The organism is Vibrio sp. MED222 (genome assembly GCF_000153005.1).
Taxonomy (GTDB): domain Bacteria; phylum Pseudomonadota; class Gammaproteobacteria; order Enterobacterales; family Vibrionaceae; genus Vibrio; species Vibrio tasmaniensis_A.
This window is the reverse complement of record NZ_CH902613.1, coordinates 1-23729: the sequence shown is the minus strand read 5'-3', so window position 1 is coordinate 23729 and position 23729 is coordinate 1. Positions and strand designations below refer to the sequence as shown.

The 23729-nt window shown below is 45.4% G+C and carries 23 protein-coding genes; 12 read left to right on the top strand and 11 right to left on the bottom strand.

The features are described 5' to 3' along the window. Positions 1-105: 105 nt before the first annotated feature. The 3 genes from metF to MED222_RS01035 all read right to left on the bottom strand — a co-directional run bounded on the left by metF (position 106) and on the right by MED222_RS01035 (position 4940). Positions 106-1005: a methylenetetrahydrofolate reductase gene (gene metF, locus MED222_RS01025; RefSeq protein ID WP_009848888.1), complete on the bottom strand. Its 900-nt coding sequence runs from the start codon at positions 1003-1005 to the stop codon at positions 106-108. 339 nt (positions 1006-1344) lie between these two features. Then, positions 1345-3756 carry a bifunctional aspartate kinase/homoserine dehydrogenase II gene (locus MED222_RS01030; RefSeq protein WP_009848887.1) on the bottom strand — a complete coding sequence of 804 codons (2412 nt, stop codon included), beginning with the start codon at positions 3754-3756 and terminating at the stop codon, positions 1345-1347. 2 nt (positions 3757-3758) lie between these two features. Next, the gene (locus MED222_RS01035; RefSeq protein WP_009848886.1) at positions 3759-4940 is read right to left on the bottom strand and encodes an O-succinylhomoserine (thiol)-lyase; all 1182 of its coding nucleotides are present in this window, start codon (positions 4938-4940) and stop codon (positions 3759-3761) included. A gap of 208 nt (positions 4941-5148) precedes the next feature. Between MED222_RS01035 and metJ the strand changes: the two genes are divergently transcribed. Then, positions 5149-5469, top strand: a complete 321-nt coding sequence (gene metJ, locus MED222_RS01040) for a met regulon transcriptional regulator MetJ (RefSeq protein ID WP_004729686.1) — start codon at positions 5149-5151, stop codon at positions 5467-5469. A 198-nt stretch (positions 5470-5667) separates the two neighbouring features. Here metJ and MED222_RS01045 read toward each other — a convergent pair whose 3' ends face one another. Further along, on the bottom strand, positions 5668-6957 hold the full coding sequence (locus MED222_RS01045; protein ID WP_009848885.1) for a malic enzyme-like NAD(P)-binding protein: 1290 nt from the start codon (positions 6955-6957) through the stop codon (positions 5668-5670). Positions 6958-7288: 331 nt separating this feature from the next. Beyond that, positions 7289-7507 carry a 50S ribosomal protein L31 gene (gene rpmE, locus MED222_RS01050; protein WP_009848884.1) on the bottom strand — a complete coding sequence of 73 codons (219 nt, stop codon included), beginning with the start codon at positions 7505-7507 and terminating at the stop codon, positions 7289-7291. A gap of 330 nt (positions 7508-7837) precedes the next feature. Here rpmE and priA point away from each other — a divergent pair, with 330 nt between their 5' ends. From priA to rraA, 7 genes are all read left to right on the top strand, one after another. Next, entirely contained in the window at positions 7838-10039 is a 2202-nt protein-coding gene (gene priA / locus MED222_RS01055) for a primosomal protein N' (RefSeq protein ID WP_009848883.1), read from the top strand. Positions 10040-10279: 240 nt separating this feature from the next. After that, entirely contained in the window at positions 10280-11284 is a 1005-nt protein-coding gene (gene cytR / locus MED222_RS01060; protein WP_009848882.1) for a DNA-binding transcriptional regulator CytR, read from the top strand. 122 nt (positions 11285-11406) lie between these two features. Then, positions 11407-11946, top strand: a complete 540-nt coding sequence (locus MED222_RS01065; RefSeq protein ID WP_009848881.1) for an SPOR domain-containing protein — start codon at positions 11407-11409, stop codon at positions 11944-11946. A gap of 220 nt (positions 11947-12166) precedes the next feature. Further along, complete coding sequence (gene hslV, locus MED222_RS01070) at positions 12167-12715, top strand: ATP-dependent protease subunit HslV (RefSeq protein WP_004729692.1); 549 nt, start codon at positions 12167-12169, stop codon at positions 12713-12715. Positions 12716-12773: 58 nt separating this feature from the next. After that, positions 12774-14114 carry an HslU--HslV peptidase ATPase subunit gene (gene hslU / locus MED222_RS01075; RefSeq protein WP_009848880.1) on the top strand — a complete coding sequence of 447 codons (1341 nt, stop codon included), beginning with the start codon at positions 12774-12776 and terminating at the stop codon, positions 14112-14114. Between the two features lie 155 nt (positions 14115-14269). After that, positions 14270-15187, top strand: coding sequence for a 1,4-dihydroxy-2-naphthoate polyprenyltransferase (locus tag MED222_RS01080; RefSeq protein ID WP_009848879.1), 918 nt, complete (start codon positions 14270-14272; stop codon positions 15185-15187). A gap of 73 nt (positions 15188-15260) precedes the next feature. Continuing rightward, on the top strand, positions 15261-15779 hold the full coding sequence (rraA, locus tag MED222_RS01085) for a ribonuclease E activity regulator RraA (protein WP_009848878.1): 519 nt from the start codon (positions 15261-15263) through the stop codon (positions 15777-15779). A gap of 109 nt (positions 15780-15888) precedes the next feature. Here the strand turns inward: rraA and zapB are convergent, their stop codons facing one another. Next, entirely contained in the window at positions 15889-16131 is a 243-nt protein-coding gene (zapB, locus tag MED222_RS01090) for a cell division protein ZapB (protein ID WP_009848877.1), read from the bottom strand. Positions 16132-16455: 324 nt separating this feature from the next. On the opposite strand from zapB, the gene glpX reads away from it, so the two are divergent. The 3 genes from glpX to MED222_RS01105 all read left to right on the top strand — a co-directional run bounded on the left by glpX (position 16456) and on the right by MED222_RS01105 (position 18774). Next, entirely contained in the window at positions 16456-17463 is a 1008-nt protein-coding gene (gene glpX, locus MED222_RS01095) for a class II fructose-bisphosphatase (protein ID WP_009848876.1), read from the top strand. Between the two features lie 200 nt (positions 17464-17663). Continuing rightward, positions 17664-18290: a helix-turn-helix transcriptional regulator gene (locus MED222_RS01100; RefSeq protein ID WP_009848875.1), complete on the top strand. Its 627-nt coding sequence runs from the start codon at positions 17664-17666 to the stop codon at positions 18288-18290. Positions 18291-18426: 136 nt separating this feature from the next. After that, entirely contained in the window at positions 18427-18774 is a 348-nt protein-coding gene (locus tag MED222_RS01105; protein ID WP_009848874.1) for a DUF3135 domain-containing protein, read from the top strand. 69 nt (positions 18775-18843) lie between these two features. Here MED222_RS01105 and MED222_RS01110 read toward each other — a convergent pair whose 3' ends face one another. Together MED222_RS01110 and MED222_RS01115 are read right to left on the bottom strand one after the other, a co-directional pair. Further along, positions 18844-19266: a DUF805 domain-containing protein gene (locus tag MED222_RS01110; RefSeq protein WP_009848873.1), complete on the bottom strand. Its 423-nt coding sequence runs from the start codon at positions 19264-19266 to the stop codon at positions 18844-18846. A gap of 100 nt (positions 19267-19366) precedes the next feature. After that, entirely contained in the window at positions 19367-19714 is a 348-nt protein-coding gene (locus tag MED222_RS01115; protein ID WP_004729703.1) for a 5-carboxymethyl-2-hydroxymuconate Delta-isomerase, read from the bottom strand. 249 nt (positions 19715-19963) lie between these two features. Between MED222_RS01115 and tpiA the strand changes: the two genes are divergently transcribed. Continuing rightward, positions 19964-20734, top strand: coding sequence for a triose-phosphate isomerase (gene tpiA, locus MED222_RS01120; protein WP_009848872.1), 771 nt, complete (start codon positions 19964-19966; stop codon positions 20732-20734). A 150-nt stretch (positions 20735-20884) separates the two neighbouring features. Here the strand turns inward: tpiA and pfkA are convergent, their stop codons facing one another. The 3 genes from pfkA to MED222_RS01135 form a co-directional block, all read right to left on the bottom strand. Next, entirely contained in the window at positions 20885-21847 is a 963-nt protein-coding gene (pfkA, locus tag MED222_RS01125) for a 6-phosphofructokinase (protein ID WP_009848871.1), read from the bottom strand. Between the two features lie 316 nt (positions 21848-22163). Continuing rightward, positions 22164-23072, bottom strand: coding sequence for a CDF family cation-efflux transporter FieF (fieF, locus tag MED222_RS01130; protein WP_009848870.1), 909 nt, complete (start codon positions 23070-23072; stop codon positions 22164-22166). A 163-nt stretch (positions 23073-23235) separates the two neighbouring features. After that, a partial coding sequence (locus tag MED222_RS01135; RefSeq protein WP_009848869.1) for a CpxP family protein occupies positions 23236-23729 on the bottom strand: 494 nt, incomplete at its 5' end.

The following is a 23729-nucleotide window of genomic DNA, read 5'->3' as shown; positions in this document are numbered from 1 at the left end:
AAGGCTTGAACTCTTAGAGTCCAAGCCTTTTTTGTATCTATAGGATTTGAAATGTTACTACCAGAAGCTTTTACAAGCGCTTGGGCTTTACTTCCTAGACTTTACTTAAAGCGCAGCGACTTGTGGGCGAACACCTAGCGTATGGCAAAGTGCATAAGTCATTTCTGCACGGTTTAGCGTGTAAAAGTGGAAATCTTTCACACCTTCACGGCTTAGCGTACGAACCATATCGATCGCTTGGCTAGCACCGACTAACTGACGAGTTGTTGGATCATCATCCAAGCCTTCGAACTGCTTCGCCATCCAACCTGGTACTTTTACGTTATTCATCGCAGCAAAACGAGACGCTTGCTTGAAGTTAGAAACCGGCAAGATACCCGGTACAATCTCTACGTCAACGCCAGCCGCCACACAACGGTCACGAAAACGTAAGTAGCTTTCGACATCGAAGAAGAACTGAGTGATTGCACGGTTTGCACCCGCATCCACTTTACGCTTTAGGTTAATAAGATCAGATTGAGCGCTTTTTGCTTCAGGGTGAACCTCAGGGAATGCCGCTACTGATATATCAAAGTCGTGACGAGATTTAAGCAGCTCGACTAAATCAGACGCATACATATCTGGCGCACCACCGCCTGCTGGAATATCACCGCGCAACGCAACAATACTTTCAATGCCATTTGCCCAGTAATCGTCGGCAATTTGAATCAGCTCTTCGCGGCTAGCATCAATACACGTTAAGTGTGGTGCAGCAACTAAGCCTGTTTGGTTCTTAATTTCTTTAATGATTGAGTGGGTACGATCACGCTCACCCGAGTTTGCACCATAGGTTACTGATACAAATTTAGGTTGAAGTGTTTTAAGACGGTGAACAGAATTCCACAGGGTCTCTTCCATCTTCTCACTGCTTGGTGGGAAAAATTCAAATGACACATTGATGTTGTCAGAAAGCTCTGCAATATTCTGATTTAAAGCGTCGATATGACTTGCGTGTGTGTATCCCATCTTACTCTCCCTGTGGCAAAAGCAACCACTAAATAATCTCAAATCCCTAGCGACGTTTAGACGTCTATATGTCTCCAGAATGAATTGAATACGATTTAATGTCAACAGATCCATTATGAATTTTTTTCAAGTAGATAGTGAGAAAAGCTCAAGCCGATAGGTGGGTCGCAAAGAAGAAATAATGTAGAAAAAAGGCTGAAAACACATCGTGCTTTCAGCCTTATTTATCTTAGTGGATAGTATGCTATTTACGCATTTAAACAATTAATCTGAGTATTAAAGCAATTGATCTGACTATTAAGCCAATCGCTCTAAGTATTAAACCAACCGCTCTAAGTATTAAAACAGGCTAGACATTCTGTTTAAATCAGACTGAATTGCACCAGCAGTCACTTCACGACCAGCACCTGGGCCACGAATAACCAATGGATTATCTTTGTACCATTTGCTCTCAATCGCAAAGATGTTGTCGCAAGGCAGTAAGTTCGCCAGAGCGTGTTCTTTAGATAACGCTTCAACGCCTACCGTTGCCTTACCATTCTTCTCTAAACGCGCTACGTAACGAAGGACCTTCTGTTGAGACTGCGCTTTCTCTAAACGCTCGGCCAACTCTTCACTCAGTACAGAAGCTTTATCAAAGAAGTCATCCACTGACAGATCTTGTAATTCTTCAGGTACCAATGATTCTACTTTGACGTTTTCAGGCTCAATATCTAAACCCGATTCACGCGCCAGAATCACTAGCTTACGCATCACGTCAGAGCCATCGAGGTCAGCACGAGGATCCGGTTCCGTCAGGCCTTGTTGCCACGCTAAATCAACCAACTCGCTGAACGGCACAGTGCCATCAAACTGTTGGAATAACCAAGATAGAGTGCCCGAGAAGATACCTGACAGAGCAATAATATCGTCACCGCTTTCGCGCAGGTCACGTACCGTGTGGTTAATCGGTAAGCCAGCACCCACTGTCGCATTGTACAGCCAATGACGGCTGATCTTAGCGAAAGCATCTTGTACTTGATGGTAATACTCGCTTGATGCAGAACCTGCCACCTTGTTAGCTGAGATCAGGTGGATACCTTGTTGTGCGACTTGCAGGTATTTTGCAGCAAGCACCGGGCTTGCCGTGACATCGAGTACTACAGCTTCATCGTAACCCTGAATAGAACCCAAACGCTCTAGCCAGTCGTTGCCGTTATTGGCAATCGCTTCATCATCAAAACGCTTGCTCACAGAAGTCGCATCAATGCCTTGATCATCGAACCAATAAGTTTGGCTATCAATCACCGCAACCAATTCAAAGTTCATTCCACGACGCTTTTCAAGTTCCGCTTTTTGCTCAGCAAACAGGCTTAACCAACTTGAACCAATATTGCCCTTGCCACATAAAGCAATCGCAACACGCTTCTGCGCTTGGAACAGTTGAGAGTGAATGCCTTTCACTAGGCTTGATGTTTCACTCTTACGAATCACAGCCACTAAGCTCAAGCCAGAGTTCGCTTCTGAGATAAACTCAACCGGTGAGCTCTTGAGTTGTTGGTAGAATCCATAACAATGGTTCGGGTTCTTAGTCACACCAGCACCCACCGCCGCAATCAGAGAGAAGCCTTCTTTAAGCTTAATTTCCGCTTCAATCGCGTGGTCTTGTAGATATTCCAACGCACCACCAGCAATCTCTTCCGTGTAGGCAAGGCGCAAGCAGTGCTGATCCGGTTCAAGCTCATAAGCAAGCGGCTCAAGTTGAGCTCGCTTAAGGCCTTCAAGGACTTCACTTTCTAAGCGGTCAAAATCATGGCCATGACCAAAGGTCAGCTGAACGATCAGAACTTCATCCAGAGAGGTAATAATTTTTGCGCCGCGACCCGATGCCAGTACACGCTCTATTTGTGTAGAGCCCGCCTCAGGCTGGTAGCTGCAGCGCAAGCTGAGATCCATAGCACTTTGAGCCACAGGCTGTAGCGTTCGGCTATGGAGCACTGGAGCCGCCAGACGAGCGAGTTCACTCGCTTCATCAAGGCGAAGCAGAGGCAACAAACACGCATCCGAAACCAAACGAGGGTCAGCGCTGTAAACGCCCGCCACGTCACTCCAAATCGTCACACGTTCAACTTCAGCCAAGGCGCCAATCACGGTTGCTGAGTAATCTGAACCGTTACGACCAAGCAGTACTGTTTCACCTTCGCAGTTCTGAGCCATAAAGCCCGTAATCACCACTCGGCAATGCGTATGCTGAGCCAAAACTTCTTTAATCAGAGGATAAGAACGCGCGCGATCCACTTCGGGTTGAGCACCCGCTTCTGCACGTAAAAAGGCACGCGCATCTTGAGCAACTGCTTGTAAGTCATGTTGGCACAACAGAGCGGCTAACAAACGTGAAGACCAAACCTCACCGTGTCCTAACACCTGTGCTTTTTGCGATTCGCTTAGAGGAGCAGTTAGCTCACCTAAAGCAGTAAATTCTTGTTGAATAGTGGCCGTTAGCTGAGCCGCAGACTCACCTTCAAGCAGCGCTTCAATCAGCTCAAGCTGGAACTGACGAAGGGTTTGTAGACATTCATGCGCAATACGACCATCTTTGTCGAGCGCTTCAACAAACTCAATCAAGCGGTTAGTTGTTTTACCCGCAGCCGATACCACGACCAAGTCAGTAGATGACGAGTATTCTCTAAGAATATTGACCACGCGTTGGTAACACTCAGGGTTCGCTAAACTGCTGCCACCAAATTTATGTAGCTGGCGAAAGGTTGTCATTATTAAACCTCCCCTTCTGCGATAAAGCCTTGTGTTTTTTCAAACGCTTGCTTGAGATCATCAATCAAGTCTTCTGCATCTTCAAGGCCAACAGAAAGGCGCAGTAATTGTTGAGAAACACCCGCTTCTGCTAAGGCTTCTTCGCCCATAGCACGGTGAGTCATCGACGCTGGGTGACAAATCAGGCTTTCAACACCGCCCAATGATTCAGCCAAAGAAAATAGCTCTAATTTATCCACAAAATATTTAAGTGCTTCAAAAGATCCCGAAAATTCAAAGCTCAGCATGGAACCAAAGCCCAACTGCTGTTTCTTCGCGATCTCGTGACCCGGATGTTCAGGAAGGCTTGGGTGGTAAATCGTACCCACCAGATCTTGTTGTTGCAGAGCCGTCAGAATTTCACGTGAGCTCTCTTCGTGAACGCGCATACGTGCACCTAGCGTACGAATACCACGTAGCGTCATGTAGCTATCAAATGGTGTGCCGGTTGCACCAATACAGTTACCCCACCATGATAGCTCTTCAGCGTGCTCTTCAGTTTTAGTGACCACAACGCCGCCAATAACATCTGAGTGTCCGTTGATGTATTTAGTGGTTGAGTGGATAACAAAATCCGCACCCAGCTCTAAAGGCTTTTGGAACACAGGCGTCAAAAACGTGTTGTCGACAGCAACCAGAGCACCTACTTCTTTCGCTTTACGGCAAGTTTCTGCAATATCAACCACACGAACCAATGGATTCGATGGCGTTTCGATTAAGATTAACTTTGGCTTAAGCGCGATCGCCGCATCCAGTGCAGCTTGATCCGATTGATCAACAAACAGAACTTTGAAGTCACCTTTGAGTGAGCGTGTGTTAAACAGACGGTAAGTACCGCCATAGCAGTCGTGCGGTGCAATAATAAGATCATCGCCACCTAAGAAAGCGGATACCCATAAGTTAAGTGCCGACGTACCGCAGTTAGTGACAACCGCGCCTTTGCCTGATTCAAGCTCAAACAGTGCCGTTTCTAATAGACCGCGGTTTGGGTTACCAGAACGGGTATAATCATACTTTGGCACTTTACCAAAAGCGGGAAACCCATAGTTAGTCGAAAGATAAATAGGTGGGACAACGGCATGGTGTTGCGTGTCTGACTCGATGCCAGTACGTACTGCGATGGTTGCTGGCTTCCGGCTGCTCATAGGTGCTTCCTTACAAGTTTTGCGTCTGAGAATCACAGCTGCTTGTCGGCATTTTGTGGCTGTGTTAGATATATGTTACTCACTTTACTTTCATAAACGTGAGACGTCAACACTTCTGGACGTCTATATGTCTTTGCTTATGGCAGTAAATCCCGCTAAAATCAGCACTATTAATTTATTCTAACAACTAAAGTGATGAAGGTACGCAATGGCCGACTGGAATGGTGAATACATAAGCCCATATGCTGAGCATGGAAAGAAAAGCGAACAAGTAAAGAAAATTACAGTTTCTATCCCTCTAAAAGTGTTAAAGGTTCTTACTGACGAGCGCACTCGCCGCCAGATCAATAACCTACGCCATGCAACAAACAGTGAGCTACTGTGCGAAGCCTTTCTACATGCGTACACAGGCCAACCACTGCCAACGGATGAAGACCTTCGTAAAGATCGTCCAGACGACATCCCGACTGAAGTCAAAAAACTGATGACAGAGATGGGCATCGAGTTCGAAGCGTTTGACGAAGAATAAAAACAACTCAGTCACCGCCTTCATTATTGATTCGCTATAGCTGAACCCTATTTGTCACATCACCCACTACGTTATCTGTAGCTGCGCTGTAAATGATAGACATAAAAAAACCGACTCCTATGAGTCGGTTTTTTATTATTCTTTTCGCTCAATAGAGCAACAGCTATTAAGCTACTGAGCTACTGAGCTACTAAGGCATTAAGCCATATAGTTAGCAGGCATCTCAATACGAGCAACGCCAGACTCAACAGCCGCTTCAGCAACTGCTTTTGCAACACGAGGAAGCAGACGCGGGTCCATTGGCTTAGGAATGATGTAACCCTTACCGAACTCCAGTGCAGTCTCGCCCGCAGCTGCCAGTACTTCAGCTGGAACTTCTTCTTTTGCTAGTTCACGAATCGCTTTAACCGCCGCTAGCTTCATTTCGTCATTGATTTCGCTCGCACGCACGTCTAGTGCACCACGGAAAATGAATGGGAAACAAAGTACGTTGTTTACTTGGTTAGGGTAATCACTACGGCCAGTACCCATGATTAGGTCAGAACGAACTTCATGTGCAAGCTCAGGTTTGATCTCTGGATCTGGGTTTGAACATGCAAACACAACAGGCTTATCAGCCATCAGCGTAAGTGCCTTAGCTGGTAGCAGATTAGGACCCGATACACCCAAGAACAGGTCAGCGCCTTCGATAACATCTTCAAGCGTGCGCTTGTCGGTGTTATTTGCGAACAGCTCTTTGTATTCATTCAAGTCATCACGACGAGTGTGGATCACACCTTTACGGTCAAGCATGTAGATCTTCTCACGCTGAGCGCCACACTTAATCAGTAGCTCCATACAAGCAACCGCTGCTGCGCCAGCACCTAAACAAACGATCTTACACTCTTCCAGTTTCTTACCTTGAAGCTCGATCGCGTTAAGCATACCCGCTGCCGTTACAATCGCAGTACCGTGTTGATCATCATGGAAAACAGGTACATCACAACGCTCAATCAGGCGACGCTCGATTTCAAAACAGTCTGGTGCTTTGATGTCTTCTAGGTTAATACCACCAAATGTATCTGCGATATTCGCAACCGTATCAACGAACTCATCGATTGTGCGGTGTTTTACTTCAATATCGATAGAATCTAAACCAGCAAAACGCTTAAACAGTAGCGCTTTACCTTCCATGACCGGTTTAGAAGCAATAGGACCAAGATTACCTAAGCCAAGAATTGCAGTACCGTTAGAGATAACTGCAACCATGTTGCCTTTACCTGTGTACTTATAAACGTTATCGACATTCTGTGCGATCTCGCGAACAGGCTCAGCTACGCCAGGGCTGTATGCCAGTGCTAGGTCTTCTGCAGAGTTTGCAGGCTTCGTCAGTTCTACGGCAATTTTGCCTGGAATTGGGAACTCATGATAATCAAGAGCTTGCTGACGGAATTGTTCTTGAGGCGATAATTCTTGAGGGGATTGATCTTGGCGGCTGTCTTCAGACATAGGTGTAGGTTCCTAGGATATTATTATTTGGGGGATCTTGTTCATGTTAATGGATGTACTTCAAAGTTCCTAGGTGGTTGAAGCATCTGTATCATTAAAAAACGAGATTTCACTACTAATAAGACCAGTGGGCAGTTGAAATTACTGTCGCCTGCTCAACTTTAGAGCGAATTTCGAGGAAGGAGTGTTGGGGTAAGCGATGAAATAAAATTTACGCCAGTAACCTACCACTTTAAATGAGCTAATAATGAAATACGATTCAGTATTTTTTCAAATTTAAGGCAACAAAAAAGGACACCGAAGTGTCCTTTTTATGTCTAAATAGCGAGAATTACTTCTTGCTAGAAAGAGCACCGAAACGCTTGTTGAAGCGATCAACACGGCCGCCCGTATCTACGATACGTTGCTTACCAGTGTAAAACGGGTGACATTTGTCACATACGTCTAGGTGGATTGATTCTTTTGCTAGCGTTGAGTTGAACTCAAATGTGTTGCCGCAAGAACAAGTTGCAGAAACTGCTTTGTATTCTGGGTGGATACCAACTTTCATGGGAAAACCTCAATTAGGCCGTGTCGCCATCCGATTCTAAGCCGGACACCACACGTAGTTAAAAAATAAATAAAGACACCGCTGTATCACTAAACCGCGATAAAGCCATACCTTTAAGGCGCAGTATAGTAATGAATCTGTGAGGTAGGATCAACTGATTTGATACATTTTTCACCAACACTGTCCTTAAACCTTCTATTAAGCGTTATTTTCTGGCTCCAGTAGCATTCAAGCCTCAAGTAAGCTCTGTCATCTAAACTGCTCCTCGAATTTAACGCCCTTATCCATTAGACTGTTCGCTCTCGTCAACTCAGATAAAGCCGTCCCTTTATGCGTCCAATGATTGCCCGTGTGGCACTGCCTGTTCCACTCGACAAGCAGTTCGATTACAAGATTCCTAGCCACCTATTTCCGATTATTGGCGGTCGAGTCTCTGTGCCTTTTGGACGACAAACCTTAACAGGCATTGTTACGGCTCTGGTTAACGAATCTGAATTCGAGTTAGACAAACTCAAGCCCATTAAAGCCTTACTAGACAACCAACCCGTTTGGCCGGAATCGGTCTACTCACTCTTGGTATGGTGCAGCCAGTTCTATCAGTATCCACTAGGTGAAACCTTGGCCAACGCACTACCAAGCGCCTTACGAAAGGGCAAAGCGGCCGATTTCGCGACGCTTGTTGAATGGCAACTGACCCCATCAGGTAGAGATCAACTGATGCAAGGCTTTGGTCGTGCCGTCAAACAAGCCAAAGTAATGCACATGCTTGAGCACGGCCCTGTTCCCCATCAAGAATTCATCGATGAAGAAGTGGGCAGCGCGGTACTTAAGACGTTGGAAGAGAAAGGCTGGGTTGAATCGGTAGAGAAAAAGCCGAAACGCCAGCCGTGGCCAGTTGAGCTCGAAAACGATCAAGATAAGCCAAAACTCAGTGAAGAACAGGCTATAGCAATAGCGACAGTAAATAGTCAAACCGACTTCGGTTGCTTCTTGCTAGAGGGTGTAACTGGCTCAGGTAAGACCGAAGTCTACCTGAATATGATCAAGCCGATTCTCGACCAAGGTAAACAAGCGTTAGTGTTAGTGCCCGAGATCGGTCTAACCCCTCAAACGATTAACCGCTTTAAGCGACGCTTTAATGTTCCAGTTGAGGTTATCCATTCTGGTTTAAACGATTCTGAGCGACTAAATGCTTGGTTGTCGGCGCGTGATAAAATAGCGGGCATTGTGATCGGTACTCGTTCAGCTCTGTTCACACCGTTCGCGGATCTGGGCATTATCATTGTCGATGAAGAGCACGACGCCTCTTACAAGCAGCAAGATAGCCTACGCTACCACGCTCGTGATGTTGCCATCATGCGTGCTCATAAAGCGCAGATTCCGGTTGTGCTAGGCTCGGCGACTCCGGCCTTTGAAACGCTGCACAACGCTCAGATCGGTAAATACAGTTACCTCACCCTGACCTCACGCGCAGGTGTCGCGCTGCCGACCACCAATAAAGTGTTGGACGTTAAGGGGGAATATCTAGAAAGTGGCTTGTCTGCGTCGTTGATTGCTGAAATGCAAAGACACCTCAAAGCAGGCAACCAAGTGATGTTGTTCCTCAATCGTCGTGGGTTTTCTCCCGCATTAATGTGTCACGATTGTGGTTGGACAGCGGAATGTAAGCGTTGTGATGCCTACTACACCTATCATCAATACAGCAATGAGATGCGCTGCCACCATTGTGGATCGCAGCAGCATATCGTGCACAATTGCCAAGGCTGTGGTTCGGCTAATTTAGTGACTGTAGGTGTCGGCACCGAGCAACTTGAAACACAACTTGGTCAACTATTCCCTGAATACAAAACCATTCGCATTGACCGAGACAGCACTCGCCGAAAAGGCAGTTTAGAAAGCGCGTTAGAATCGATTCGTAAAGGTGAATACCAAATTCTGATTGGTACACAGATGCTTGCTAAAGGGCATCACTTCCCAGATGTCACACTTGTGGCATTGCTGGACGTTGATGCCTCTTTATATAGCAGTGACTTTCGCGCCTCTGAGCGATTGGCTCAATTGTTTACTCAAGTCGCCGGTCGAGCAGGACGAGCCAGTAAGCCGGGGGAAGTTATCTTACAAACTCACCATCCAGAACACGGCTTATTACAGGCATTACTGCACAAAAACTACAACCACTTTGCTCAAACTGCATTGGCAGAGCGTAAACAAGCGATGTTGCCACCTTATACCTTCATGACTTTGTTTAGAGCGGAAGCCAATGACACTCGCTTAGTGGAAGAGTTTTTGCGTCAAGTGCGCCACACATTGGAATCGCATCCGTTATTTGACCAATATTGCATGGTGCTAGGACCAACCCCTGCACCACTAGCCAAACGAGCAGGTAAATCGCGCTGGCAGCTTATTTTACAAACACAGACTCGCTCGTTGATGCAAAAGCTATTAATGAGCGCCAAGCCAGCAATCAATATGTTACCCGCTGCGAAAAAAGTCCGTTGGTCACTCGATATTGAGCCGCAAGATCTGAGCTAAACCCACTTGGGTTAAAACTAATGATAAGTTTGTTCACAAATATTTCATATTTCTCGTGAGCAACTTCACACTAGTCATGTGATTTTTGTTAATCTAGCCGTAACTTTACATGGGTGAAACGAATAAAATATTGCAATAAAAAAAGTGTTAGCAACACTTTCACAATATCTATTCGATTACATTTATTATTCATGCCTTAGATACTTAGGCAGCAAAGGAATTAAAAAGAGGGTTTAATTTATGGCGACAATGAAGGATGTTGCCCAGCTAGCAGGCGTTTCAACAGCCACGGTATCACGTGCATTGATGAACCCTGAAAAAGTCTCGGTTTCTACTCGTAAGCGAGTTGAGACAGCAGTACTTGAAGCTGGATACTCACCCAATACATTAGCTAGAAACTTACGTCGCAACGAATCAAAAACCATCATCACTATTGTTCCTGATATCTGTGACCCGTATTTCGCAGAGATCATTCGTGGTATCGAAGATGCCGCAGTAGAAAATGACTACCTCGTTTTACTGGGTGATAGCGGCCAACAGAAGAAGCGTGAGTCTTCATTTGTTAACTTAGTATTCACCAAACAAGCTGACGGCATGCTACTACTTGGCACCGACCACCCGTTTGATGTCAGTAAGCCTGAACAAAAAAATTTACCGCCGATGGTGATGGCGTGTGAGTTTGCCCCTGAGCTTGAACTCCCTACCGTACACATCGATAACCTGACCTCAGCATTTGAAGCGGTGAACTACCTAGCTCAGTTAGGCCATAAACGTATCGCTCAAATCTCAGGGCCCATATCGGCAACGCTGTGTAAATTCCGCCAACAAGGTTACCAACAAGCGCTACGTCGTGCAGGAGTATCAATGAATCCTGCCTACAGCACTGTCGGTGACTTTACCTTTGAAGCGGGCGCTCAAGCTGTTCGTCAATTACTCGCTCTTCCTGAACAACCTACAGCGATCTTCTGTCATAACGATGCGATGGCCATCGGCGCGATTCAAGAAGCGAAAAAATTAGGCTTACGCGTTCCTCAAGACCTATCGATTGTCGGCTTTGATGACATCCAATTCGCTCAATACTGCGATCCACCGCTAACCACTATTTCTCAGCCTCGTTATGAGATTGGACGCCAAGCAATGTTGATGATGCTCGACGTACTTAAAGGCAACGATGTGCAAGCGGGGTCGCGCCTGCTTGAAGCCAAATTAGTCGTTCGAGGTAGTACAGCGCCGCCTCGAATCTAATCTGAAGAAATATCCTTATAATTCTGCGGCACATTTTGATGTGCCGCTTCCATTTCTGCACTGTTATCCTCGCTCAATCTGGATTACCATGAGAGCAGAATCAGCAACTATTGAATTGTCTTGTGGCTAATAGAGATTATGTAAAGCGCGGTCGTGGCACGAAAAAACCGACCAAGAAACAAGCCCCTCGCCGTAAACCATGGCGTAGTGGTCTTTTGGCGATCCTCCTTGCCGGTGGTTTTGGTTACGGCCTTTACCTATTGAGTAATGATCCTGAGCCGCCAGCACCGACTCCAGTGGTAACCAAACCAAAGCCTAAGCCGAAACCAGCAAAAGTAATTCCGCCCCCTCCAGAGGAGAAGTGGGATTACGTTGAAACCTTGCCAAGTCGTGAGATTGAAGTAAAAGCCAAAGAGCAACAGATCTCGAAGATCCCTTACATCATGCAATGTGGCGCGTACAAAACCTCAAGCCAAGCTGAAGCACGTAAGTTGGATATTGCTTTCCAAGGTATCTCAAGTTCAATCCGTAAAAAAGATGGAAGTAGCTGGTACCGTGTGGTTCTAGGGCCATATAAATTGAAGCGTGATGCAGAGCGAGATCGCCATAAGCTGCAGCGAGCGAAAATCGAACCTTGTGCTATTTGGAAAGACACCGAGTAGTTATAGATTTAGCCGCAGAAGCAGAAGCAGAAGCAGAAAAACCAAACACCGAAAGCCTCCCATTGTGGAGGTTTTCTTTTATCTACACCCTTTAGCCAAATTTCCTTACAACTTCCGCCGATAAGTTGCGCGACATCACTCGACCTTCCTTGAATTATCCGAGCACCATCCTCATATACTTTTTATACCCAAAGATAAGAAATATTAAGAGGCCCTACTCGTGACTACCATTGTATCTGTACGTCGTAATAATAAAGTCGTCATCGCGGGTGATGGACAAGTATCTCTAGGCAACACCGTAATGAAGGGCAATGCCCGTAAAGTACGTCGCCTATACAACAACAAAGTACTGGCCGGTTTTGCTGGCGGTACGGCAGATGCTTTCACGCTATTCGAAAAATTTGAAAGCAAGCTGCAAATGCACCAAGGCCACCTAACCAAAGCTGCCGTTGAGCTGGCGAAGGATTGGCGTAGCGACCGTGCTCTACGTAAATTAGAAGCACTGCTAGCAGTAGCGGATGAAACTGCTTCATTGATCATCACAGGTAACGGTGACGTAGTTCAACCAGAGAACGACCTGATTGCTATCGGTTCGGGCGGTAACTTCGCTCAAGCAGCAGCCACTGCACTATTAGAAAATACAGATTTAGATGCGCGTGAAATCGCAGAAAAGTCGCTGAACATTGCGGGCGATATCTGTGTATTCACCAACCATCACCACACTATTGAAGAACTAGAAAGCACCGTTGAGCTACCAAAACCAGAGTAACGACCGCTTCCATCAATAACGTTGTATTCAACAGTGATTAAAGAATTAAGGAAAAACCATGTCTGAGATGACTCCTCGCGAAATTGTTCACGAACTCAATCGCCACATTATTGGCCAAGACAACGCTAAGCGCTCAGTGGCTATCGCTCTTCGTAACCGCTGGCGTCGTATGCAGCTTGAAGAAAGTCTGCGTGTTGAAGTATCACCAAAAAACATCCTGATGATCGGCCCAACCGGTGTAGGTAAAACTGAAATTGCTCGCCGTCTAGCTAAACTAGCAAACGCGCCTTTCATCAAGGTAGAAGCGACTAAGTTCACTGAAGTTGGCTACGTTGGTAAAGAAGTTGAGACCATCATCCGTGATCTAACGGACGTTGCCATCAAGATGACACACCAACAAGCGATGGAAAAAGTACAGTACCGCGCTGAAGAACAAGCTGAAGAACGCATTCTTGATGCCCTTCTACCACCAGCACGTGATGCTTGGGGTCAGAACGAGCAATCAACTGAAGATACCACTTCTTCAAACACTCGTCAGATTTTCCGCAAGAAACTGCGTGAAGGTAAGCTAGATGACAAAGAGATTGAAGTTGATGTAGCGGCGCCACAAATGGGTGTTGAAATCATGTCACCTCCAGGCATGGAAGAGATGACAAACCAGCTACAAGGCATGTTCCAAAACCTCGCTGGCGATACCAAGAAAAAGCGTAAGATGAAAATCAAAGACGCATTCAAAGCACTAACGGAAGAAGAAGCTGCGAAGCTTGTGAACCAAGAAGAGCTAAAAGAGAGCGCGATCTTCAACGCTGAAAACAACGGCATCGTATTCATCGATGAGATCGACAAAATCTGTAAGCGTGGCGACAGCTCTGGCCCAGACGTATCTCGTGAAGGTGTTCAGCGTGACCTGCTCCCTCTTATCGAAGGCAGCACAGTATCAACTAAGCACGGTATGGTTAAAACTGACCACATCTTGTTTATCACTTCAGGTGCATTCCAAGTGGCTAAGCCATCTGATCTGATCCCTGAATTGCAAGGTCGTCTGCCAATCCGTGTCGAACTAGAAGCACTATCAGCACATGATTTCAAACGTATTCTTACTGAGCCAAAGGCATCACTGACAGAACAGTACATTGCCCTGATGAAAACAGAAGATGTCGGCATTGAGTTCACTGAAGATGGCATCAACCAAATTGCTGACGCAGCATGGCGTGTGAACGAAACCACTGAAAACATCGGTGCGCGTCGTCTACATACCGTCATGGAGCGCCTAATGGATGAGATTTCATTCGACGCAACAGACCGAGCAGGCAGCAAATTAGTGATTGATGAAGCTTATGTAATATCTAAGCTTGGCGAGCTCGTAGAAGACGAAGACCTAAGTCGCTTCATCCTGTAGCACAAGAAACTCCAACTTATTGCTCTATCTCAAAGAAATAGCAGCTAATAAGCGAATTCAAGGCCCACTTTCGAGTGGGCTTTTTATTACCCGAAAAATGGGCGTATACTCAAATCACAGTATGAAACGAAGACTTACAAAGAATTAGACCTACGATGAAACAATCTCTACTGATTTGGCTTGATGCCGCACGCCCAAAAACTCTGCCTCTCGCACTTGTCTCTATTCTTACAGGAAGTAGTTTAGCGTTCGCTGGTGGTCATTTTTCTTTATCAATAGCCCTGCTGGCATTTTTAACCGCCACTCTATTACAGATTCTGTCGAACTTAGCCAATGACTATGGCGACGCGGTAAAAGGCACAGACAACGAAAACCGTCTAGGGCCAACACGTGCAATGCAATCTGGCGCGGTGACCGCGAAAACCATGAAGCAAGCGATCATCCTCAACATCGTATTTACCATGCTCGCAGGGCTGATTCTTATCTTTCATGCCTTAACCTCGATTGAGAGTATCTTATCTTTCATTGCGTTAGGCGTATTAGCCATTGTTGCAGCCATCGCTTACACCGTCGGCAATAAACCTTATGGTTATATTGGCCTTGGTGACTTATCGGTATTTATCTTCTTCGGTTTGTTAGGCGTTTCAGGGACTTATTTCTTACACACTGGCCATGTTGAACCAAGCCTGTTTCTGCCTGCACTAGGCTGCGGATTGATGGCGGTTGCGGTACTCAATATCAACAACATGCGTGATATCGAAAACGACAGCGAATGTGGTAAGCGCACCATGGCGGTTCGCCTAGGGCAACGCAAAGCCAAGCACTATCATTTTGCACTGCTTGGGCTCGCCCTTGCCTCTTTCGCTATCTACCTGCTGATTCAAGAAAAACCGGTCTGGATCAGCCTGCCGTTTTTACTAAGCATTATTATTGTTTATAAGCACGGTAAGGCCGTTTGGGAAACCGAAAAGCCAGCGCAGATTGCACCAATGATGCCCGTGATAGTGAAATGTTCACTGGTCACTAACCTATTGTTTGCAGGGGTTGTCGTAGCTCAAACTCTATTGAGTTAAATAAGACTAATCATTGCAAAGGGATCAAGCACCGATATACTCAAAGTAAGCTCATTGTTCAAAAGGTATACTAATGGAATACAACACTTCAGCACTGTGCGACATATATTTGGATCAAGTTGATGTCGTGGAGCCAATGTTCAGCAACTTCGGTGGACGTGCATCCTTCGCAGGACAGATCACGACATTAAAGTGTTTTGAAGACAATGCTTTAATTCGCTCCGTATTAGAACAAGATGGTTTGGGGCGTGTGTTGTTAATCGATGGTGGCGGCTCACTGCGTAAAGCGCTGATCGATGCTGAGATTGCCCTACTTGCTGAAGACAATGAGTGGGAAGGTATTGTGGTTTACGGCTGCGTACGCGAAGTCGATGAGTTAGAAGACATGAATCTTGGTATTCAGGCTTTAGCCTCTATTCCTGTGGGTGCAAGCCAAGAAGGTGTCGGCGAATTGGATGTACCTGTGAACTTTGGCAGCGTGACCTTCTTACCGGAAGATTACCTCTATGCAGACAACACTGGCATTATTCTTTCGGCAGAGCCTTTGGATGTAGAACTCGATCTGGATGTTGAAGAAGAAGAGGCCGAGTAACTCACTCAGCTTCAAATAATAAAACAAGCCAAAGAACACAAAGCATAAGAATACAAACGAAAACGCCCGCTACTGAGTAGCGGGCGTTTTTTTAAATCTGAAGAGTCGATTACTCTACGTCATCCATTTTACCAAGAAGGTTACGGATGCGATCTTGCCATGCTGAATGCTCTTCCTGCATTTGCTGAGTTTTTTGCTCTAGCTCGTGACGGCTTGCTTTAAGCTCACCAGCTTCTGTTGCTAGTGCTTGTTTCTCTTCTTTAAGCTCTTCCACTTCCATTTGAAGAAGTGCAATTGTATCTACTGCTGTTTGAATTTTTGCTTCTAGCTGCTCTAGTACTTCAAAAGACATTCTGGCCTACCTTTAAGTTATCCGTTTGATGGTGAAGGTTCACTCCACTTATTTCCCCATTCTACTCAGCAGAGCAAGGATAAACACTCAATATATTCGATATTTTGCGCCATTCGATGAAAAAAACAGCGCTTTTTACCGAATATTGACGTGAGTGATTACCGCCACAAGGGCAAACCGATTATTTTGATGAATAATAACTGTTTTCCACTGCGAATTGATCGAGAGCAATCTCCAAAAAACAAAAAAGCAAACGTTTCCTTTGGGATATGGTAAAATTCGCCGCGAAATTTCTATTCCCCCTTTGATAATTTTGGAGTCCGCATGAAACGCGATTTAGCAATGTCATTCTCTCGTGTCACAGAAGGTGCAGCACTAGCTGGTTACAAGTGGCTTGGTCGTGGCGATAAAAACGCTGCAGATGGCGCTGCTGTAGAAGTAATGCGTAGCCTACTAAACAAAACCGAAATTAGCGGTGAGATTGTTATCGGCGAAGGTGAAATCGATGATGCACCTATGCTATATATCGGTGAAAACGTCGGTGTGGGCGGCGATGCTGTCGATATCGCCGTAGACCCAATTGAAGGGACTCGCATGACAGCTATGGGTCAATCAAATGCATTGGCGGTATTGGCTGCAGGCGAAAAAGGCAGCTTCCTTAAAGCGCCTGACATGTACATGGAAAAATTGGTTGTTGGCCCTGGCGCTAAAGGCGTAATTGACCTAGAGCTGCCACTAACAGAAAACCTAGAAAACATCGCGAAAGCATTAGGTAAAACACTCGATACGCTAGTAGTAACCACACTGGCTAAGCCTCGTCACGATCAAGTCATTGCCGACATGCAAGCCATGGGCGTTCGTGTATTTGCTGTACCAGACGGTGATGTTGCTGCTTCTATCCTAACGTGTATGCCAGACAGCGAAGTAGACGTAATGTACTGCATCGGCGGCGCGCCTGAAGGTGTCGTTTCTGCTGCTGTTATTCGCGCACTCGACGGTGACATGCACGCTCGTCTTCTTCCTCGTCATGAAGTAAAAGGCGATACAGAAGAGAACCGCAAGCACGGTGAGCTAGAACTAGAGCGTTGTGCAGAAATGGGCGTAACGGCAGGCATCGTCTTGAAAATGGAAGACATGGCACGCAGCGATAATGTTGTATTCTCGGCAACAGGTATTACTAAGGGTGATCTTCTAGAGGGCATCACTCGCACAGGCAATATCGCAACCACAGAAACTCTGCTTATCCGTGGTCGCTGTCGTACGATTCGCCGCATCAAATCTATCCACTACCTAGAGCGTAAAGACCCAGAAGTAATCGGTCACATCCTGTAGACCTAAACTAGCTCTAACAGAAACGTTCCAAGGCTGATACCAAGTATCAGCCTTTTGTTTTATTAGTGCACCAGAATCTCACCATTTGCTGTCGCTAGAGTAAAACGCTGTCTATATAGTAAATCCCCATCAATATAGTAAATGGTTTGCTTTATAAACACCTTGCCTCATAATAGTAAGGTTGATGAGGTAGGGATAGTATGAAAACAAGCGACAAAATCTTACAGACCATTAAGCGTCAAGGCGCGGTAACCGCGAAACAACTGTCAGAAGAGTTTGGCATGACGACAATGGGTGCAAGGCAACATCTGCAAAGTCTGGAAGATGACGGTATTCTTGCGTTTCATGATGTGAAAGTAAAAGTGGGTCGCCCGACTCGCCACTGGTCCCTGACTCAACAAGGCCATAGCCAATTTTCAGACCGACACGGTGAACTCACTATTCAAGTAATTGATGCCGTAGAAAATCTATTTGGTCAAGAAGGGTTGGCTAAGGTTGCTGCCGAGCGAGAACAACACACTCTGAAGCAGTATCAATCTGCACTGTCTGGCTGTGATTCGCTCATGAGTAAGCTTGAAAAACTCACACAGCTTCGTGAAGACGAAGGCTACATGGCTGAACTTCAAGAGCATGATGAGCACTACATCTTAATTGAGAACCACTGCCCCATCTGTAAAGCAGCAACTCGCTGCCCTAGCCTATGCCAATCTGAGCTCAATGTTTTCACTGAACTGCTCAAAAATGAGTGTCATGTAAGCCGCACTGAACACATTATTGCCGGCGAGAGACGCTGTACTTATACCTTAACGCCCACGCCTTTATCGTAATACCAAGTGCTAAGGGCTAGTCCCAACCCACCGATTCCGTCTCAATATTGAGAAAATGAGAATAGATTAAAATTTGTACAAATTTATTTCTTAAGCTTAAAGCATATGAAACACGCTTAATGCTAAGGAAGGAATCATGGCACAGCCACAGCCAAATCAAAAACTGCCCCCCTTTGATGAACTGGTCCAACTCGCCAAAAGCGATCCGAAAGCATTCAATCAATTCAAACACGAAATGTGCGAGCAGATGATTTGTTCGGCCTCGGAAACTATGCAAGACAGGCTACGCGCTCAGCAAAGTCACATCGATTTGGTGGTCGGTCGCTGTAAAAATCCACATCATGTTAATGTCGTGCTCATGCAGGAGCTTCGTTGTCAGGTCTGTAAATTCCAAGATTCACTCGAAGGTCGCTGTAGTTTTGAAGAACCTAAAACTGAAAATGTCGTGCCTTTCAGGCCGAATACAGAACCCAAAATGTACTAAAAGTAGAAAAGTATCAAAAAGAAAAAAGGGAGCGCAATGCTCCCTTTTTACTGATGAATCATCCAATCTTTAAACTGGATCTTCACCGTAATCATTACGGCCTTCTGTGCCTTTCAACAAACCACACTCAATCAGAATCCATAAGCCACACACTAACGCTGCAACGGTCGCAACCATATGGATTGGCGATACCGGCTCAGTGGTAGTCGCTGCCATTGGCGAAGCCAAACGACCCAGTACTAGGGGCACATTTAGTAGTAACCAGTAATTCGACTTATTGCGGTCGTGCCAGCGCTTAGCGGTGACCGCAAGATCTGGGATCACTAGCAGCAATAGGAATACTGGCAGTAGGATGTAAGAGTAAGCAGGGAACAACACAGAGATACCAGAAGCAAAACCAGTAATCGCTATGTAGTAGAAAATATTCCAAATCCAGTAAGTCTTACGACCAATTCTCCCTTTGAAAGAGAGCAGTAAATCTTTCATCGACATCTTAAAACACTCAAAAATTAATACGCTACCAAAAAGTTAGCAGCAAATAGTTAGCAGCAAATAGTTAGTGAATCACTTTTAGTTAGTTGATTATTTTTAGCTAGTTAATCACTTTCTGAAAGCAACTTTTATCCATATCCCGTATGTTGACCGTTAGGCTACGGATATGGCTTGCCTGTTCTTGTAAGGTTTGCATTAACAAACGCGACAATTCTCTTTTCTGTTCTTCAGTACGTCCAGAAAGTAACTCGAAGCTAATATGAACAAAATCTACATTGTCCTCTTCATCACCGACCAACCAGTTATGACAGCGTAGTGAACGAGACTTCACAGAAGGTACATCAAACAAACCACAGTTTAATGTAACTTGATGAAGGTCTTCCAGTAAACCTTGGATATTCACTCGCTCATCCACTGAATTTGAGTACTCTAGAACTAGATTCGGCATTATTACTTCCTATTGTTAACGCAATCGTTTGTCCCTTAATAGCAACTAACGATGAAAAATCCGAGAAGTTAGCTATTATTCTGTCTGCCGGATCACTGATATTTGCTCAAAATCTACTCTGACCATTGAGTAAGATCCAAGAAAGTCATGACCACAGTCATGATCTGTTGATATTATTCTGTTATATTATTTCGTAATAAAGTTTACTTTTTTACATTCGATTTATTTAAATACTTTGGAGATATTCCTATGCGTCATCCTGTAGTTATGGGTAACTGGAAACTAAACGGCAGCAAAGAAATGGTTGTTGATCTACTAAACGGTCTTAACGCTGAACTTGAAGGCGTAACAGGCGTAGACGTAGCAGTTGCTCCACCAGCACTTTTCGTTGATCTTGCTGAGCGTACGCTTACTGAAGCGGGCAGCGCTATCATCCTAGGTGCTCAAAACTCTGACCTAAACAGCAGCGGTGCATTCACTGGCGACATGTCTCCAGCAATGCTTAAAGAGTTCGGCGCATCTCACATCATCATCGGTCACTCTGAGCGTCGTGAATACCACGCTGAGTCTGACGAATTCGTTGCTAAGAAATTCGCATTCCTAAAAGAGAACGGCCTAACTCCAGTTCTTTGTATCGGTGAATCTGAAGCACAAAACGAAGCAGGCGAAACTGTTGCTGTATGTGCTCGTCAACTTGACGCTGTTATCAACACTCAAGGTGTTGAAGCTCTTGAAGGCGCTATCATCGCTTACGAACCAATCTGGGCTATCGGTACTGGTAAAGCAGCTACAGCTGAAGATGCACAACGCATCCACGCTCAAATCCGTGCACACATCGCAGAGAAATCTGAAGACGTTGCTAAGAAAGTTGTTATCCAATACGGCGGTTCTGTTAAGCCAGAAAACGCAGCAGCTTACTTCGCACAACCAGACATCGATGGTGCTCTAGTTGGCGGCGCAGCACTTGACGCGAAAAGCTTCGCAGCTATCGCTAAAGCAGCAGCTGAAGCAAAAGCTTAATTTAAACTTCACCGTTTAGATTAGATGAAAGGTCAACTTAGGTTGGCCTTTTTTGTGCCTGCCGTTTGTAAAAACTCAAACGACAGGCACAAAAAAACCGCTGAACAATCAGCGGTTTTTAATATTTTTTAAGCGAACGCTAAGCTTGGCTTAGAATAACTCTTCTGCAACGCGGAACAACTCAGAACGGTCTGGGTTCTGCATGTTCTCGATACAGTCGATGATATCGTGGTGAACAAGAGCTTCTTTCTCGATACCAACACAACGACCACCTTGACCTTCTTGAAGAAGGTGAACAGCGTAGTTGCCCATACGAGAAGCCAGTACACGGTCAAATGCAGTAGGACGACCACCACGTTGAATGTGACCAAGAACGGTTGCGCGAGTCTCACGACCTGTTGCCGTTTCAATCTCTTTAGCCAATTCGTTCGCGTCCATCATTAGTTCAGTTAGAGCGATAATTGCGTGCTTCTTGCCTTTCGCAATACCATCTTGGATATTGCTGATTAGCTGATCTTTATCTAGGCCAGTCTCAGGTGTAATGATGTACTCACAACCACCCGCGATTGCTGACATAAGCGTAAGGTCACCACAGTGACGGCCCATGATTTCAACAATAGAAATACGTTGGTGAGAAGAAGACGTATCACGTAGACGGTCGATTGAATCGATAACAGTGTTAAGCGCAGTTAGGTAACCGATAGTGTAATCAGTACCCGCGATATCATTATCGATTGTGCCTGGAAGACCGATACATGGGTAACCCATCTCAGTCAGTTTCTTAGCACCCATGTAAGAACCGTCACCACCGATAACAACAAGTGCTTCGATACCGTGCTTCTTAAGGTTCTCGATGCCTTTCTCACGAACAGCAACGTCTTTGAACTCAGGGAAACGTGCAGAACCTAAGAAAGTACCACCACGGTTGATCACGTCAGATACGCTTGAACGGTCAAGCTTTTCGATACGGTCTTCCACAAGGCCTTGGTAGCCGTCGTAAATGCCGTAAACTTCAATGCCAACTGATAGCGCAGTACGAACTACACCGCGAACTGCTGCGTTCATGCCTGGAGCGTCACCACCACTGGTCAAAACACCGATCTTCTTAATCATGCTCACCCTCGATTTTTGGGAATCTATTATTCAATTCTTGTTCTTGCTGATTGTATATCAACAAGATTTTAAATCTATATTTGTACGTTATGTTACATTTCCTCAACAGGAATAGCACTTAAATCACGTAAAATTATGTAACATTTCTACTTCTGTAAGAGTATTACAGTTTTACTCAATAACTTTGTTGATTCACATCAGAATCAACATTAATTGTTACTAAGGTGATTTTTGAATCACCTTCGAGTTAGCAATTTTTACTCACTTTAGTTCAAAAGCCATTCACTTGCCATTTGCTGCCTGATTTTTAGACGCATTACCATGAGTGAAATTTCTGCTGCTTCTCTGGTCCAAATACGACCGAATATGGATCTTGATGAATTAATACATCAGCATCAGGGAACACTGAAATAAGCTTGTCCTCTACTTCATCAGAAATGCGGTGTGCTTCAATCAGTGGGATATTGTCTTCGAGTTCTAAATGCAATTGAATGAAACGAACAGGCCCAGAACGGCGCGTTCTTAGTTGATGTACACCCAGTACCCCTTCCACACTCAACGATGCCTCTTTAATTTGTTTGAGCTCTTCATCGGGTAGCTTGTGATCAAGTAGAGATTGCACCGCTTCCATCGCCATTTGGTAAGCACTGTAAAGAATGTAGATGCCGATACCAATCGCGAATACCGAGTCTGCTTGACCGATACCAAACCAGCTCAGTGCTAGCGCCAGCATAATCGCCGCATTCATATAGAGGTCAGATTGATAATGCAGTGAGTCAGCCGCAATTGCTTGGCTACCCGTTTTGCTCACAACATGCTTTTGGAATCGAACCAAACCGAAGGTCATGACCATTGCGAACAAGCTGACATAAATACCAATTTCAGGAGAGTTCAGTTCATGCGGTCGGAAGAAACGTTCAATACCGTTAAGAATAAGGAAACAAGCAGAACCAGAAATAAACATCGCTTGTGCTAATGCAGCAAGAGATTCGGCCTTGCCATGACCAAAGGTATGTTCTTTATCAGCTGGCTGCAGAGAGTAACGAACCACCACAAGGTTGACGACAGAAGCGGCGATATCCAACAGTGAGTCAACAACAGAAGCTAATAAACTGACTGAGCCTGTCACCCACCACGCTGCAACCTTCACAACCAATAATATGGAGGCAATGATGGTGGCAGCCCAAGCGGCGAGCGTAACTAAACGTGCGTATTCTTGTTTCATAAATTGGCTATAAAGTGACTGATAGCACAAAGTATAACCCGCAAAACACCGATTGAATATGACAGCTAGGATCTAATACGTTCATTTTAAAGATCAAAAAAAGCGGCACTAGGCCGCTTCTTTCTAAACACTTTCAATCAATCCAGCTTTTTCAAACCATGAATTACTTGTCTTTGTTCATGCGTTTTTCCATTTTGTCCGCACATTTAGCCATGCGATCTTGCTGGATTTCTTTCAGTTGAGTCTTCTGTTCAGGTGTTAGTACGCTCATCATTTGATGTTGCTTCTTCAGCATGGTTAAACGACGCTCTGTTTGCTTCTCTACCATTTGGCTTGCTAGGTCGTTTGCCGCCGCTTCATCAAAGGTATCGGCTAGAACTAAATCTTGAACTTTCTCGTGGTGCGCTTTCATCTGCGCCATCTTGTCCGCTTTATTACCTGAATGCTTTGCTTTCATCTCAGCACGGTTCGCTTCACGCATCTCTTTTAGCTCTGCTTTTTGAGCATCCGTCAGATCCAGTTGGCGCATCACTTTTTTGTCAAAGCCGCCACACTTGCCGTGCATGCCTTTGTGGTCACCTTTATCGCCACCGCCATATGCGAACGCGCTTGCTGTACCTAACATAAGTGGAAGTGCCGCAGCTACTAGTACAAGTT

Coding starts and splice junctions, on each gene's coding strand:
- metF (WP_009848888.1), bottom strand. CDS start 1,005: ATGGGATACACACACGCAAGTCATATCGACGCTTTAAATCAGAATATT.
- MED222_RS01030 (WP_009848887.1), bottom strand. CDS start 3,756: ATGACAACCTTTCGCCAGCTACATAAATTTGGTGGCAGCAGTTTAGCG.
- MED222_RS01035 (WP_009848886.1), bottom strand. CDS start 4,940: ATGAGCAGCCGGAAGCCAGCAACCATCGCAGTACGTACTGGCATCGAG.
- metJ (WP_004729686.1), top strand. CDS start 5,149: ATGGCCGACTGGAATGGTGAATACATAAGCCCATATGCTGAGCATGGA.
- MED222_RS01045 (WP_009848885.1), bottom strand. CDS start 6,957: ATGTCTGAAGACAGCCGCCAAGATCAATCCCCTCAAGAATTATCGCCT.
- rpmE (WP_009848884.1), bottom strand. CDS start 7,507: ATGAAAGTTGGTATCCACCCAGAATACAAAGCAGTTTCTGCAACTTGT.
- priA (WP_009848883.1), top strand. CDS start 7,838: ATGCGTCCAATGATTGCCCGTGTGGCACTGCCTGTTCCACTCGACAAG.
- cytR (WP_009848882.1), top strand. CDS start 10,280: ATGGCGACAATGAAGGATGTTGCCCAGCTAGCAGGCGTTTCAACAGCC.
- hslU (WP_009848880.1), top strand. CDS start 12,774: ATGTCTGAGATGACTCCTCGCGAAATTGTTCACGAACTCAATCGCCAC.
- MED222_RS01080 (WP_009848879.1), top strand. CDS start 14,270: ATGAAACAATCTCTACTGATTTGGCTTGATGCCGCACGCCCAAAAACT.
- rraA (WP_009848878.1), top strand. CDS start 15,261: ATGGAATACAACACTTCAGCACTGTGCGACATATATTTGGATCAAGTT.
- zapB (WP_009848877.1), bottom strand. CDS start 16,131: ATGTCTTTTGAAGTACTAGAGCAGCTAGAAGCAAAAATTCAAACAGCA.
- glpX (WP_009848876.1), top strand. CDS start 16,456: ATGAAACGCGATTTAGCAATGTCATTCTCTCGTGTCACAGAAGGTGCA.
- MED222_RS01100 (WP_009848875.1), top strand. CDS start 17,664: ATGAAAACAAGCGACAAAATCTTACAGACCATTAAGCGTCAAGGCGCG.
- MED222_RS01105 (WP_009848874.1), top strand. CDS start 18,427: ATGGCACAGCCACAGCCAAATCAAAAACTGCCCCCCTTTGATGAACTG.
- MED222_RS01110 (WP_009848873.1), bottom strand. CDS start 19,266: ATGTCGATGAAAGATTTACTGCTCTCTTTCAAAGGGAGAATTGGTCGT.
- MED222_RS01115 (WP_004729703.1), bottom strand. CDS start 19,714: ATGCCGAATCTAGTTCTAGAGTACTCAAATTCAGTGGATGAGCGAGTG.
- tpiA (WP_009848872.1), top strand. CDS start 19,964: ATGCGTCATCCTGTAGTTATGGGTAACTGGAAACTAAACGGCAGCAAA.
- pfkA (WP_009848871.1), bottom strand. CDS start 21,847: ATGATTAAGAAGATCGGTGTTTTGACCAGTGGTGGTGACGCTCCAGGC.
- fieF (WP_009848870.1), bottom strand. CDS start 23,072: ATGAAACAAGAATACGCACGTTTAGTTACGCTCGCCGCTTGGGCTGCC.